The organism is Bacillus sp. bc15 (assembly GCF_900142585.1).
Taxonomy (GTDB): Bacteria; Bacillota; Bacilli; order Bacillales; family Bacillaceae_G; genus Bacillus_A; species Bacillus_A cereus.
The window spans coordinates 78,491-94,263 of the sequence record NZ_FRBJ01000013.1; the positions used below are offsets into that span (position 1 = coordinate 78,491).

Below are 15,773 nucleotides of genomic sequence, written 5' to 3' on the forward strand. Positions count from 1 at the left end.
ATTAATATTGTTAGGAGGTATTTAAATATGGAGAAAGTGTTAGCATTGTTTAGTGATGCCCTCCTACTTGCTGCTCCAATTTATGAAGAAAACAAGCAGTTATGGGCCAAATGGAATAAATATTATAAAGAAGTACAAGAGAATCATGATAAATTAGTAACATCAGCTAATATGTCCCCTTCCTTTTCGACACTTGTTTCTTGGTTAGGTCAGAAACAAGAGCAAGGAATATCGTTGTTAAACATTTATGCCAATCTGAATAAATATAAAGTTGAGATTCAAAATGTACTAGATAAGATCATTGAACAAGAATTCGGAGAAAAAGTTGAAGCAGTTGAACCAACTCAAATTTCAATTTTTGAAGATAGTCAGGTAACAGAACATATAGAAGATATATCGGATGATTACTATCCTGTAACCAATGACGCAATGTACTACCAATTACGTGATGGAATAGCAAAAAATCATTTTGAGGAAGATGAAGCAGTAGCAAAACCGGTACTGCCATTAGAAACAAAAAATTCAAGCGGAGTTGCACAACTATCTTCACATAAGGATGAGGATTTGAGATTAGTGAATACAAACGAAGCAGAAAGATGGTCTATATTGGTTGATGGAGTAATTAGTAATATGGATGATCTTACAGCAGACTGTTTGGATACCATTACAATACAATGGTTAAATCAAGCTAAATCTCCAGATGAATTCATAGATTTTAGTTATGAAAATGTGTTGGAATTATGTAATATGCCAAAAGCATCAGCAAACGGTGTAGAGTATTATCGTGCAGAAGATAAGATAAAAGTAGCGCAACGTATTGCAGCGTTAGCGAGTATCTTTATTTATTTGAATGATGATAATGAAGTTGTAGTATTGAACGATCAAGCTGAAACAGGGGAAAAATTTGAAGTAAAACGTGAAGTAATCAAAAGGCTATTCGTACTGGACTCTGTAGTGTTATGGAGAGATAAGAATACTAATGAATATATGGGGATAGAATCCTGTAAGATTAAACCAGGTAGTTTTTTATCAGGCTATTTGTATGGATCTAATAGCACAACTGCTTTATTATCGAAAAAAGCATTAGAGTATAATAGCTATAGACACAAGTTTCATAAACGTTTAATACGTTATTTATCCTGGCAGTGGCGAATCCGTCAACAATACAGTACTTTAAAAAGACCATACTCCATTGGTGGAGAAAAAGGTTTACTGTCTGTAATGGGTATTACAACTACAAAGGGGCGTCCAACTCGAATTCGTGAACAACTAGAAAATGTTTTAAATGATTTAGAAAAAGAAAATGTCATTTCACATTGGGCATATGCAGAAGAATTGGATGAAACAAAGATAGGAGAACGCAATTGGTTTAAGAATTACTTTGAAAAGTTGGGAATCATTATTTTACCTCCAAAAGAATTGATGAATAATATAGATAGTATGGTGAAGAAAAAATCAATAGATACGCAAGAGAAGCAAGAGGAGAGTTATATTGTAGATACAGTAAAACAACCTACTGTAGGATCAGAGGATATGGTTCGAGAGAAAATTATGCATCAGCATATGCATCAAAATAAAACAATGCGTGAGATAGCAGATGAAATAGGTCTATCCCCTGCTACACTCTCAAGATTTTGTAATAAAAAAATGAAACGCATTTCAAAAAGTGTTAATGAAAAACTTAACAAGTGGTATGAAAGACAAATGATTATAGAATCTATGTAAAAAGAAGCAGATACCTTTAAAGAGGTACCTGCTTCTTTTTAGTTTTTTCATTTTCTATATGTATGGCTCCATAATCGCACTTGACATTGGAATAATTTCTATTTGCTATTCCTAAAAACAGAAACCACGTATTTAATTTCCTCTCCTCTCCTTTACTTTACGTGAAATTCGTTCAACTACCCGGGGTATACCGAGTGTACTTTTGTACAAAATAAGATTGTTAAACGTTAAATTGAGGAGGGTTTGTATGCAAAATTATAAAAAAGCTATAGAGAAGTCTGGTTCTATTATAAAACCAAATTTTGCAGAAACTGATGCGCAAAAAGTAAAACAAGAAATTCAAAATGATGTGAGAGCAGGACAAGGAGCAATGACTTCCCGGGAAGCTGGGGCAATGCGAGATTAAGAAACCCCTCCTTACTGAGTTTTAATTTTCTTCTTTAAAATCTTATTCAGTAAGGAGTTATTCCGTAATCTGGACCGATTGCTTAATAGGAAAAAATCCTGCACATTAACACAGGATTCTAATCAAGTTTTGCTGTAAGGCCACAGGAAATATACATCTTAAAAAATAAAAAGGTATGAGTTTACGACCCAAACCTTTTTACCATTAGAAATATTCGTTATATGCTTAGTGTATCAATCAAGATCAATGTCACCTTTGATATATTGACTGAGTTTATCCTTAATTGCAGCACTTTCTGGAGTTACTTCTGCCATTTTTCGATTTTGAAGTCGAGAACCTTCTTCTGTTGTATCTGAAGGTAATATGTTTTCATCATCTTGAGATACAGTTGCAGCCATTTGTTGCTGTAACCATTGCATTGTTAAGTTAGATGTTGTATTTTTACCATTAATTTCTGCAGTTCGTTGAATTTCCTGTTCTTGCTGATTAGGAGTTACAGTCGATGTGTAAGCAGGCTCTCTATATTGTGGTGTATGCTTCGCCCTTGGCACTTCTATTGGGGTTTCAGTAATAACTGATGCTTTTTTGTTAATTTCAATAGGTTCTCTATGTTTACTTGTGTCTAGTACATTTTCTTTTTGAACATTGATTACTTCATTAATTTTTGCGGGTTCTGTTGAGGTAGAAGTAGCAATTGATGCTGTAGCATCCTCCTTTTCTAGCTTAGGAGCAGAATTTCTTGAGTAATCTTGCACAGACTGATTATTTGTTAAATCACCTTCATTGTCAGTATCATCTTCATTATTATAAAAATCGTAAGTATCAGGATTTAACTTCTGTAACCAACCTTCTATTGCAGTAGGCACTGTTTTAGGTGTACTCAATTCCTCAATTACATTTTCTTCACTATCAACATCTGTATCTGTAACATAATCATCATATTTAATTTCCGTATTCAATGACTCTTCACGTACTTTTAGCCAATAAGCAGCTGCTTCTGCATCAACTTGAATTTTAGCTGTTTTAAACTCAGTGGCAGGAACAAAGTTTGCATTTACTTGTATTCCTTCTTGAGGAGCATTATCTTTTACGATTTTAGCAGCACACTGGAATGCTTTTTGAATCAATATATCATTTTCAGAAAGAATGGGTACTTCTGTTTTTGAATAAGAGTAGGATGTTCTACGTGCACTTTGTGTTTTCGCTTCTGCTGTTACCATATCAATTTCTTGATCACCTTCACGTGCTTCATAAATTGTTTTCGTACCCATTAGCTTACTAAACAATTTAGCGTCTTCATTAGTAACATCACCATAAACAAGTTTGTTACGAAATGTACCTAACAGGATATCCATGAATCTTGGGCCATGTTCAATTGCTAATTGACTAATTGTTTGTGCAATAACAATTAAAGGGGCTTTATATTTACGTGATTGAGCAGGAAAACTTTTAAATGCTTTATAAATGTAATCCGCAAACTCATCGACTAAAACAGGATGGTAAGGAGATACGTTAGGCTTACGACGGAAAACTGCATTCTGCACGGCATACAAACATAATTTACCGAATACATCAGATAGATCAGAAAGTTCTCCTTTCGCTGTATTGATTAAAAGGATGCCTCCAAATTCCAAATGCTTTTCAAAGTCAAAATCTGATGGACCACATAATACACGACGGAGCAGAGGTTGAGCTGAAATATCATTTAATGTGTTTCGTAAACCACGAACGAAGGTTTCTTGTTTATCGATAATCTTTGGCTGTCCATAGTATTTCCCTTCAGTATGATAAACAACTTCCCCTCCCCCACGACCGCCAGAAATTTCAGGCACATAATTTAAATCAAACCATTCATCAACTTGCTTCATTATGCGCCAATGATTTCTCTCATCTCTATCAGGTATAGATTCAATATCATTTGGAAGTCGCCCTTTTAACTTGAGATGCATCTCAAAAACGAGATTAGCATCATTATACATATCAATTAAATGTTCAAATCTAGCTTCAAATTTTGAATCATGGAGTTTTAACAAGTAAATATGTTGTTTAAGATGGGAACGCTCAGATTGAACGAAGAAAGGATTTCCTGCTCCATTATCAGAGAGCCCCGTTAATACTGAACATAACATCTCAGCAACTTTATCAACTGGACCACGTACGAAATTTATTGAAGGGGTATCAGGATTTGTTGGATCTAAATAGAAAATAACACTATCGGGAATCTTGTGTGCCAATACCAAGTTATATACCTTTTCGCAGAAGTCATTAGATGGCTCGATAACTGTAAGACCATTTACCTGCGTTCCTTTTACATCCTCTGAATGATAATCTTTTCTTGCATATAAGGTTTTAAAGTTATTAATCATTGAAGCCATATAGTCAAGAATTTGATTAGCAATTGGTAAACCTAGTGCAGCTGATTTACCTGTACCAATGTTACCGATGATCATTATATTAAGTGTTAAAGACTTGCCTTGTATTACTGCCATTTCCCGTGTAGCACTGTTAGGACCAAGAAAGATATCGGGTTCTGGCAATTTTGATGGATTTTTTTCAGTGAAAAATCTGTGTAATGAAGTAGCAAGTTTTCGTTGACGATCATCATTCAAAAAGGAAAGCATCCAACCAGGTATTTTAAATACGTATTCCCATTTTCCGAATGCATCTAAAAGCTCTTTTTTATGTTCATAAAAAATCTTAAAGAGCCATAAGAGTACGAGAATAATAATAATTACAGGTATAGCAAATACAAGGTGCATGATATTACTAAAATTTGAAAGTATATTATCCTCTAATCCTTTGTCATTTAGTGAAACTTCTCCAGCTTTCGAATTTAAGAATGGAATAAATATCTTAGCTAATGGAACACTAAACGTCCATAAGTACTGGGCAACTATACCAATTAACATCATCGAGAAAATAAACCATCTACGCTTTATCTCCTGATAGGTCTTAACCTTGGTTGATAGTTGCCAAGTATAAATTAAAATCCAAAAGCTAAAAAAGGTTTCAATGTAATAATTAGTTTCAAACGGATTACCGAAGATACTTAAAGTAGGTAATGGAGCTCCCATTTGTATTGACCAGAAAGAAGCGTATTTATATATTCCTCTAAAAGCAAAATAACAAGCTAGCAGAAGTAGTAATGTCACAACATAGTAAGATGAGCGGGCTGCTAAACGATATTTCCAACTTTTTGTAATGTCGATTGTAACTGTATAGGAATTTTTTTTGCTCTTTCCGGCTTTTGGATCCTCCCCATTACCAGGTGTATTATTGAGTTCAGTATTCTTTTGAACTGCATTCTCCAAATTCTTGTTTCACCCTCTCTTTTAACGAATAAAAAGAAGCGGTGAAATTAAGCAATTCAGCAGAAGTAGCCAATAATATATTCTCTGGTGCTATGGAATTGTGAAACAAATCAGTAAAAATGGCTTGCTGCCCACGCTCTAATTCATCCGCTTCATATATCCCCAAAATCTTAATTGGGTTTAGTGTTCGGTGTTGATTTTGCATGGCCAACAATCCTGATAATTGTTGTAATTTAAAGTGTGCGTTAACCTCCCCTACCCTAAGTATTGTTGATATACATAATATTTCTAAGTAATCTAAAGAATTTTTTTCTTCATCAGATGATTTTTTTCGTAATACCAAAATGTCATCTGTTAGCTCAAGTAGTTTAGAATGCTGCATTCCTTTCGTTTGCATTTCATTTTTATTAGATATCCACTCTACCGAATAAGGGAAAGAAGAATTTATGTTTAAACGTTCAGTGATTTTTTTGAGTAGGTGATTTTTACTTACACTATTAGTTTTGCGAATTTCTTGAAGAATATTATTTACTACAAGTGCCGCCCCACCCATATTGCATACGTAAACATTGAGGTTATCCACTACACATAAACGTGGTATAGTGCTAAAGGCTTTTTTCAAATTTGTTACACGTGTGGTCCGTTTTTTGTAAGTAGAAATGGTATGGTAGGAGTCATCGATAACAGAAAATAACACGTAATACTGCTTAGATGGGCTAGCGGCAGCGATATCGAGATATTTTTTTAACTTATTTTCTAAAAACGGAATGTTTTCCGATCCTGTATCAACTTCAATGTTGATAATAGAATTGTTACAAGTAATAACCCAATCAGGAATGATTAATGGGTTTCCCTTTGAGTCAGGATAAAATTCTTTAGATGGACGAAATGAATATACAAGTTGAGGTAAATCTGGTAGGAAAGAAACGGGTTGAAGTTCTGGTTGAAACATTTCGCGATACTCTTCATCTTCGTATAAAAAGTAAGCATTATTTGAATTGGAGTACATTAGGTTTGGTAAATGTAAGTTTTGCTTCACAATCGAGTTTAGCGGAAAAAGATAATCTCCCTTACCACCTACAATTGCACCAGTATGTTCATTTTGGGATTCTGCTTCAAGTAAATTTAATACAAATTGTGTAATAGCTATATTGTGTTCATACTGCCTTTTGGTAACAAATGAGGTACTACAATCAGAAATTAATTTCAATCGGTATAATATTTCAACCCCTTTTGAAGAGATAGAAACAAAATCCAATGTAAATCCGCGCTTTTTTCTCACACTTATGTTTTCTTTTTTTATTAATTTCATTTTAGCCCATTTGGTTAGCTTTGATGAAAATGTAGTTCGACTTATAGGTTCTCCACTTATCAATTCATAAAATTTGCGTAATTGAATTTGAGATACTGTTCGTTGTTCATATAAAAATAAAACTGTAAAAATGTCAGAACGATTAAAATAAACTCCACGATCATTTTCCCCGACGATATATTTAACGGTATAATCAAATGATTTTTTCAATTTTAAACACTCCCTTGATATGAAAATAGCATACGGAAACTTGCATAAAATTGAGTGCAATTGTCAACAAATGAAAGTAATTAATGTTGGATAAATTAAGCAGTTCAGTACATAAAAATGATTAAAGTATATTTTAACTGAAATTTACAAAAAAGTAACCCATTATCCCCTGTGAACTCTCGGTTTAAAAACATATATTATTTCGTCAGGTGTGGGTAATTAAATCTAATGATATCAAGTAGAAAATTTCTATTAGAGTTCGTCATATGTTCTTCGACATAGATAAGAGAACATATGACGAACTCTAATGATAAAAAAAGGATTCGTCATATGTACTTCGTCATGTAGGTGTAGAGTATCAAAAATAGTTAAAATGTACAGTGAATATACTTTTGCATGGATAAAATTAAGTATTAAACAGAATTGTATTTAATTCTGTAGAGGTATCCGTTTGTCAGAAGGAAAAATTACATCATAAAAGAAATAAGTAAATAAACATAATAAAGTAAATGAAAATTGTGTATATTTCATATTTTGCATGTTACAATCTGATTTAAGGGGTGAAAAAATGCGGAATTGGAAGACAGAATATGGGTTAATAACAAGGATAATACAAAGTGAATTTGAAACAGACTTTCTTTATACTAAAGTAATCAACACATTAAATAATGAGTATGAGATAATTCCATTACAGTTTGCAGCACTAGATCCTTATAAAACGTATAATACCTCACAGGTTAGTAGAATTTTGAGGATAAAATCAAATCAGTTAAGATATTTAATTAACAAATACGGTGAATACATCCAATTAATAAAAAAAAGAGCTAAATATGTTATTTCATTTAAAGCTTTATACAGGATTTATTTAGTAAACCTATGTCTAACAAAGAAATTATTTAATTTAGCTGAGTTTAACAGCATTATGACTTCACATGTTAGTTATAGAGATTATATTGATATGAAATTGACAAGTTATACTGACAAGTTTGTAGAACTTAACTATAAAACTAGCCAATTGAATGAAAATGAATCACAATTTTATGTATTATTCCTGCAAATCTCTGAAATTACTACAGAATTAATAAAAGAAATAACTAAATATAATATGACATTAACATCCCCTTTCCTTTCTGTTGACAACAAAGGGAGAAATGAGTTGGTAAATAAGAAGCAAGATTATGAAGTTCTTTTCAATAAACTAAGTGTTTTATATAAAACTATATAGTTAAAAGAGTAATACTTAAAAAGTATTACTCTTTTTTTATAGGGTTATATACACGTTTTATTTATAAGTCTTTCATATAAGACTTTTAAATGAGTCGTGTAATAATCCGTGGTAATATTCTATTGATATGAAATTAATATAAAATCATATAAAAGCTTTAATAATAAGTGTTTATACATACGTCTTATATGTAGTTCGTATATATAAGGTGTATAAATCAAATGACCATGATAATAGTACGTTATTTTAGGAGTATTATATATTGGAATTATAATTCTAGATTAAAATATACATAAATACTGCACTCATATTTATTATTTAATGGTTATTGTTAGTTATATGAAACCTGATATTAACATGTTTTATTTACTGCTTATATGAACGACTTTCATATACGTCTTATATATTTGACGTTGATATATAGGACATTGTTTCAATTTTACATTTTGTAAATATTATATAAGTCTTATATATAACAACTTAATATAAGGCTTATATATAATGACTTGATATACGTCTTACAATGATGTAATATATTTTTAGGAATAATTAACCAACGTTTTAAGGGGGGGACAACTTGAACGAGGTATTAAGTGAAAAATATAAACAAAACAAATTCACTGAAGAAGTTGTGGAAATGTTTGCAGACATTATTGAAGGAGACGAAATACTCTACAATGTATTTCATTACATAGGATCTCAAGTAAACAAACAATACCAAGAGACAAAGTATATGAGAGGAATCTCAATAAATGAAATAGTAGAAAGTGTTGTTATTGATAGGAGAGTAAAGAAACCTAAGGGTAAATCCTATTCATTAGAACTTGAAAGAACTAACATTTCAAGAAGATCGGCAGAAGGTAGTGTTGCTACTTTAGCTTCAATGTCATTAATAACAGAAAAAATTATGCATCCGTATAAGTTTTTAATTTCAACTATTAGGGGACAACAAGTATTAGTTGAATTAGGGAAACGTAAAAATAGTAATGAGAATAAGGGAGAGATAAAATAATGGCAAAAAACTTTCTGAAAAACGAAGTAGCTGTGAAAATGACTATGGTTGGTTTTGGTCAAGCTGGAACTAGAATGGTAGATAAGTTTGCTGAGTATAAGCATACAGACGGTACAGCAGTTTATAATTGCCTAGCCTTGAATAGTAATGATGGGGATTTAGCTGAACTGAAAAATGTGCCGAAAAGTAACCAAGTTTCACTAAAATTAGGTGGTTTGGGTAAGAATCCTGAGCGTGCTGTAAAGGTTTTAGAATCTAATGAAGAAGCTAAAGATAAATTAAAAGAATTTATAACGGAACGTGTTAGACCAACTGATGAATTAGTACTATTTTTTGCAGGTTTAGGCGGTGGTACAGGCACATCTACAATTATTCAAGCAATTGAAGAATTCTCCGCTTTTCATAATAAACCTGTAATTGCTGAAGAACTTAAAAGTATGGCAATGAAAATTCCTAGAGAAGAATTAATAAAAAATCAACAAAAGTATGCAAGAATTGCTTTCAATAATGCTATTGAGCGTAAAGATTTCATTAAAATGGGTATTGTAGTTACACTTCCAGTTAGGGCGGATGGGCCTGATGTACTAAGACAGGTGAATAAATTTTCACAAGAAATTTGGAAGTTAGCTAATGATCCAGCGAAAGGCGTTGCATTTGTTGTATTTGCAGATAACCAACACTTCTATGATGAGTTTAAGGGATTAAACGAAAATGAGAAAAAAGGCATTGGAAACTCACGCGACTATGCAAATCAACGCATTGGAGATATTATTCATGAGTTAAATACAGCTGCAAATGGTTCAGGAACATCAGTAATTCTAGATTCTCAGGACTTTAAACGAATTTTACTAGAAAGAACAGGCTGTTTAGTAATTAATAAGATTTCACGTAATATGAATCAAATTGAAAACAGTGAAGAAATTGTAGATATGTTCTCAGAATCATTGAAAGGAAGCTCATTCCATCACCCTATTGACCTGATGAAGACAAATGAAAATGGAGATTTAGAGGCATCGAAGGTACATCATTTTGGTATGTTAGCAATTTTAGATGAACAGAAGAACATTGATGACTCATTTATGGATGATGCAAAAGTAGAAGTGACAAATAAACTACCAATCAATGGAACTGTTTTTAATGGTTATTTAGTGAGTAAAAATGACTTTATGGGCAGCGTGTATACTTTCTATAAGACAGATGCACTACCATCACGTTTATCTAAAGGATTAGTTGAAGAATATAATGAATTTAAAGAAAAACAAAGTCAAATTCAATATACAAAGTCTCAAATTAATACTATTGAAGCGCAAGACTTGGATGATGATTTCAATATTAACTTTGGTGATTACTTTGAATTAGAACCAGTTAAAGATGAAGAGCCACAAGCGCAAAATGATGAAGAATTAGCGGCATTTATGGATCCAGATAAGATGTTCGGAACTAAATAAAAAATAAGCCTGGAATCTTCCAGGCTTATTTTTCTATTTTCATTACATTTTTCATGTATTCAATCATGTTCTCATCAATATAGTTTTCTATGAAAAGTTGTTTTCTCGCAAGATCTTCCTCTTTTTTAAACCAACCAACTTTTTTTATACGAGTTTCTTCCGGCTGTGTATTCCACTCGTTTTCAGCTTGTTTTCTTAACTCTGTACGCGCTCTATGTTGAATAATTATATTATCTAGTCTTTCTTGTCTTTGGCGCTCTTTTAACTTTTCAGGGTCTTCTGGTTCAGGTAGCACTGCACGTATAGCCTCTTCAAACTTTCCTTGATACTCTAATTCAATGTTTTGTAAATGCATTTGAATCTTTTGCTCTACTATTTTTTCAATAGTCGCTGCAGCTTCCTGCATGTTTAATTGGGTTGAGACTTCACTGGTTTGATTTTCTGGAGAAACTGGTCTTAGTTCAAATTGATGTGGTAAAAGCTCAATAATTGCATCTAGCGACCACTTTTCATCCCTTTTTAGCTTGATAAATAAAGCTATGTCTAAATCCAGTGTGTTATATAGCTTTTCATTTGTATTATTGGTTCTTAATGTTCCGTGTAACCCCTTTTCCTCTAGGATATTGAACCAATTGTATACAGTGTTATGATGTCGGCCTACTAGTTTTGAAAACTCTGTTATTCGCCAAGCTTTTTCAAAAGTATCTTCATGACTAGAGTTTGTATTATTTGACTCCATATGTTCAGTTGTATTTTTGTTATCTTGTTCAATCATCGTTGTACCTCCTTGAAATATAATGGCCATAGCAAAATGGAATTAACATATAAAGTGAGATTGACATATTAAGTATCTTTCGACGATATAAACCGCAATACCTTTGTCGATTGACATTCACATGAAATGTGTCATTGATATATAAAGCACCACTTGTTGACATGAAGTTGATAAATAAGGGTTTGGAATTAACTATTGCTAATGCCCAGTTAATAATCCGTTAGTTATTAATGATTATTGTTGCTATGAAATTAACAAATTAGTCTACAATATATTAATGATAAGAAAATATTAGTGATTTGTAAATAAATTATAAGGATATAGCATTAAACTTAAAGACTTAAAAACTAAAAAGTATGTATAAATCTAAAGCGAAAAGCCCATACTAATAGTAAATAAAGGCCTATATTTATTGTAATTTATGATACTCGGTATTAGAAAACCAAGAACGGTATAGTTAATTGGTTTCAGTAGGTCTTTAGAATGCACGTGAAGGCTATTATAGGTTGTTGAAGTACTTTTATGTGGTTTTTAATATAAACTCACTTTTTCTAGGGGGTATCACCCCTTACAAGTGATCTCTATATAATCAAAATTGATTCATACAATTGCCACTTTTAAATCGGAAGTAATAAAAAGTGATTTATTGTTTTTGGTTACTATCAAAATACTTTCAAGAATGATATCTTCTCCGATTTATCCAGTGAATTTTGCTATAGAAAAAAGCCTTTTAATAGATGTAGAATCTAAAACTCTATTTGTATGTATATTTTCAACTTTAGAATCAATGATTGTTAATGTCATGTCAATATGTATGAGTGATAGTTGATATGACACTACCATTAATAGATAACTAGCTCTATTAACATGTTAATCTCAGGTTACATATCAATTACAAATGATTTCTTCTTTTAGGATGTTTTCTTTTTTAATTTTTCAATAGAAACCTGTTGTGGTAGATAAATTTTTAACTAATGCAAATTTCGAAGATCCAAGATCTGCATCTATGCGTATTACAACTACATAATTGTTAATGTTATATCAATGTTTAACGAAAATTGTTGATATAACATTAACAATATAGACAGTATTTCTCACTACGTATCGCCTTTAGACCATATATCAATGATAAACAAAGGCTGAAAAGCATTGAATTACCGTCGTCATTTGTTATTGTAATTAAATTTTAACTATTTTTTGATAGTGTGAAAACAACTTCTAGGATAGATCATCACTAGATTCGCTTCGAGTAAACCGCCACAGAAGAAAAAAATCACCAATATAGTTTTTGAAATCTTGAAAGTTATAAACACTTCTCCTTTTTGACACCTTATTGTTAATGTTATATCAATATCAATCAGAATAATATCGATAACAAAAGAAAATAATCGCTTAACATGTTAATTTCAGGTTATATGTCAATGATAGACAAAGGAAAAACCGTTAATTTTTCGGTGTCACTAATAAGAAACTATCAATTGTATGGAGTTCTTGTTAGTTTCTATGTGCAATTATAGTTCTATTAGAGTATTTTTGATTTTTCATTAGAAAACTGTTGTAGTAAATAAATTTATAATTAATACAGATCGCCAAGACCCAAGATCTGTATTAATGCGTATTTGAACTACTTAATTGTTAATGTCATATTAATGTTAAATGAAAATTATTGATATGACATTAACAATATAGATAGCATTCCTTTCTATGTGTTGTTTTTAGACTATATGTTAATGATAAATAAAGGGTAAAATGCTGTCATTATTTATTATCCCGATTAAATTTTTAACTATGTTTTGATGGTGTCGAGTCATTTTCTAGGATAGATCGTCACTAGATTCACTTCGAGAAAACTGCCGCAGCAGAAAAATTTCAACCGATATAGATTTTAAAATCTTGAAAGCTATATCGGTTGAAATTTTTTGACACCTTATTGTTAATGTTATGTCAATTTTATTCGAAACGATATCGATAACAAAAGAAAACAGTCAGTTAACATGTTAATTTCAGTTAACATGTTAATTTCAGTTGATATGTTAATAACAAATGAAAAGGTTAAAAACCAGTTATCTTTCCTTCGGTATTAACATGAGATTGATAGTTTCAGGGTGTTTCTATTTTATGTCTTACTAGCATTGAAACATTTTTATAGGTAGTTTATTAATTAACTTATTTCCACGCAATCTGTTGCAATGGACTAATGTTCAACTAATATAGATCTTGAAGTTTAGATAGGTGCAAATGTTTTTGATAAGTAATCGCTTGTTAATGTTATGTTGATGTTAACCGGTGAATACTAGTGATAAAGTTGGTGCGCTTCATTTGATATGTTAATCTTAGTTGATATATCAATGTCAAATATAGGTGAGATGTATTGATTTTCTGTTGGTATCAACATGAGATTGATAATTATATGACTGTTTTATAGTCCTTATTCTAAAGTGGTTTTGGGTAGAATTAATTAATTTCAAACAAAATATAATGTTATGATGATTATTTACAAGAAACTGATTATGGTTAACAAGATTGTGCTTAATAGCGCAATTAATTGGTTAGTAGAGATTATACTGTACCCAAAAAAGTATGCAGAAAACCATTAGTGAACGGTTAATAAGGAGGTCCCTTATAGTTTAGTAAATATAGATTGCTAAAATAGTATCTAATTCCGAAGAAGTTCTCGCTTCAAAAGGTCCAAAGGGGGTTAAGCAGTGAGATGCCTATGTATAATTATAGTGTGGAGTTTAATAATATTATAATTAACCTCTAGATTAAATAAAGAATTTTTAGTATATTCTTATTATAACTTGTTAATTTTTAAAATTTCTAGTGATTACATGAAGCCCTTCGGGTTACGGATTAAATTACACGTTTGTGTGGTATTTAACCTCCGTATTCCAAAGGGCTTTTTTATTTGCTCAAGGGGAAAGGAGATATGTGATGTCAATTGAAAAGTTAGCAGCAAGTAGAATATTAAGGCCAGTAAGAAGCATGAATAAGGGGAGTAATGAGAGATGGTTTGAATATTATAGAACAACGTGCCCTATATGTGGTAAGCAAGGATGGTGCATGGTTAATGATTCTGAAACTAAAATAATATGTGGACGAATTTCATCTGAAACAGTATTCGGGGAAGCAGGCTATTTACATATAATAGCTGAAGATCAAAAAAGGGGATATGACTTTTCTCAAAATCAGATGATTAAGGAACATAAGAAGAAAAATGATTACAACCTTGATATTATTTACACTTTATACCTAGAATTTTTAGACGTGCGAGATGAACATATTAAAATGTTAATGGGATCAAAACGTAGGATTACAAGAGAAGTAATAAATGTTAGAAATTACAAAAGTTTTCCTATTAAACCTTGGGATACTACGAAAGAGCTAATAAAAAAAGTAGGGGGGAAAACAAGCTATATTGTTGGAATTCCAGGATTTTATGCAAAAGAAACAAAGGATGGAAGCTATTTTACGTTTACAGGAAGGAGAGATTCTTTATTAATACCGCAGAGAAATATATATAATCAGATATGCGGTTTTCAATGTAGAATTGATAATCCTGAATATATGACAGTTGTAAAAAATCATAAACCAAGCTTTAAGGCAGAAGTTATTGAGCAGCCCAATATTATAGAGGTGACCTATAAAATCAATGGGAAGATAGAGTCTATATTTAAAGGTAAAATCGATGTTACAGAATGGTATGAGATTAATTATGAAGGTGAAAAATTAGGTGAAGTACAATTAAAGTTAGAAAGTAAATATATTTGGATCAGCTCAGGTGGGAAATTCCATGGAACAGCAGCTGGGAACCCATTGCCAATACATGTAGCAGTACCTAGTCGAGAGTTGAAAAGTTTGGAACGTGGAGAACTAATAAAAAAGGATAATGTATGGATTTCAGAAGGGAGTCTAAAATCTGATATTTCTGCTGAAAACTTAGAGGAGCTTCTAACAAATGAGGAAAAAGTAATGTATGGTACCACAGTTGTATCAATACCAGGGGTTAAAGTATGGAGAATATTAATTGAACCATTAAAAAAAATGGGAGTTAAACAGGCGACGTTCGCTTTAGATATGGATATGATTACAAATTCAGATGTTCAACGGTCGTTATTAGAATGTGCGCAAGCGCTTTATCAAGAAGGGATAAGTATTAATTATGCAAATTGGGATATTAATCTTGGAAAGGGGCTAGATGATTTACTGTTAAACGATTATATTCCAGCAATAGAGAAAGTGAGATAAACGCTATTTTAACGAATTTCCCGAAAGAATTCTCCTTCCTCAAGCGTGTGAAGGGCGTAGCCCAACGGTAGGTGGGAGATGAATTTCGGTTTGGCGTAGCC

Annotated in this window: 9 protein-coding genes; 6 read left to right on the forward strand and 3 right to left on the reverse strand. The window is 31.7% G+C overall.

From position 1 onward, the window contains the following. The first annotated feature begins 27 nt into the window (after nucleotides 1-27). Nucleotides 28-1,725, forward strand: coding sequence for a helix-turn-helix domain-containing protein (locus tag BUA87_RS26675; protein WP_072941359.1), 1,698 nt, complete (start codon nucleotides 28-30; stop codon nucleotides 1,723-1,725). Between the two features lie 247 nt (nucleotides 1,726-1,972). Further along, nucleotides 1,973-2,131 carry a hypothetical protein gene (locus BUA87_RS31455; RefSeq protein ID WP_001181914.1) on the forward strand — a complete coding sequence of 53 codons (159 nt, stop codon included), beginning with the start codon at nucleotides 1,973-1,975 and terminating at the stop codon, nucleotides 2,129-2,131. Nucleotides 2,132-2,364: 233 nt separating this feature from the next. On the opposite strand, the gene BUA87_RS26680 is transcribed toward BUA87_RS31455, so the two are convergent. Together BUA87_RS26680 and BUA87_RS26685 are read right to left on the reverse strand one after the other, a co-directional pair. Next, the gene (locus BUA87_RS26680; RefSeq protein ID WP_072941362.1) at nucleotides 2,365-5,442 is read right to left on the reverse strand and encodes a type IV secretory system conjugative DNA transfer family protein; all 3,078 of its coding nucleotides are present in this window, start codon (nucleotides 5,440-5,442) and stop codon (nucleotides 2,365-2,367) included. Next, entirely contained in the window at nucleotides 5,414-6,964 is a 1,551-nt protein-coding gene (locus tag BUA87_RS26685) for a replication-relaxation family protein (protein WP_072941366.1), read from the reverse strand. The genes BUA87_RS26680 and BUA87_RS26685 overlap by 29 nt, the downstream gene beginning before the upstream one ends. A 538-nt stretch (nucleotides 6,965-7,502) precedes the next feature. Here BUA87_RS26685 and BUA87_RS26690 point away from each other — a divergent pair. The 3 genes from BUA87_RS26690 to BUA87_RS26700 all read left to right on the forward strand — a co-directional run bounded on the left by BUA87_RS26690 (nucleotide 7,503) and on the right by BUA87_RS26700 (nucleotide 10,649). Beyond that, nucleotides 7,503-8,189: a hypothetical protein gene (locus BUA87_RS26690; RefSeq protein WP_072941369.1), complete on the forward strand. Its 687-nt coding sequence runs from the start codon at nucleotides 7,503-7,505 to the stop codon at nucleotides 8,187-8,189. Between the two features lie 577 nt (nucleotides 8,190-8,766). Continuing rightward, the gene (locus tag BUA87_RS26695; protein ID WP_071714760.1) at nucleotides 8,767-9,201 is read left to right on the forward strand and encodes a hypothetical protein; all 435 of its coding nucleotides are present in this window, start codon (nucleotides 8,767-8,769) and stop codon (nucleotides 9,199-9,201) included. After that, complete coding sequence (locus BUA87_RS26700; protein ID WP_072941372.1) at nucleotides 9,201-10,649, forward strand: FtsZ/tubulin family protein; 1,449 nt, start codon at nucleotides 9,201-9,203, stop codon at nucleotides 10,647-10,649. Before BUA87_RS26695 ends, BUA87_RS26700 begins: the two co-directional genes overlap by 1 nt. A 25-nt stretch (nucleotides 10,650-10,674) precedes the next feature. On the opposite strand, the gene BUA87_RS26705 is transcribed toward BUA87_RS26700, so the two are convergent. Beyond that, nucleotides 10,675-11,424, reverse strand: coding sequence for a MerR family transcriptional regulator (locus BUA87_RS26705; protein WP_000572418.1), 750 nt, complete (start codon nucleotides 11,422-11,424; stop codon nucleotides 10,675-10,677). Between the two features lie 2,934 nt (nucleotides 11,425-14,358). On the opposite strand from BUA87_RS26705, the gene BUA87_RS26715 reads away from it, so the two are divergent. Next, nucleotides 14,359-15,672: a DUF3854 domain-containing protein gene (locus BUA87_RS26715; RefSeq protein WP_072941379.1), complete on the forward strand. Its 1,314-nt coding sequence runs from the start codon at nucleotides 14,359-14,361 to the stop codon at nucleotides 15,670-15,672. Nucleotides 15,673-15,773: the final 101 nt, after the last annotated feature.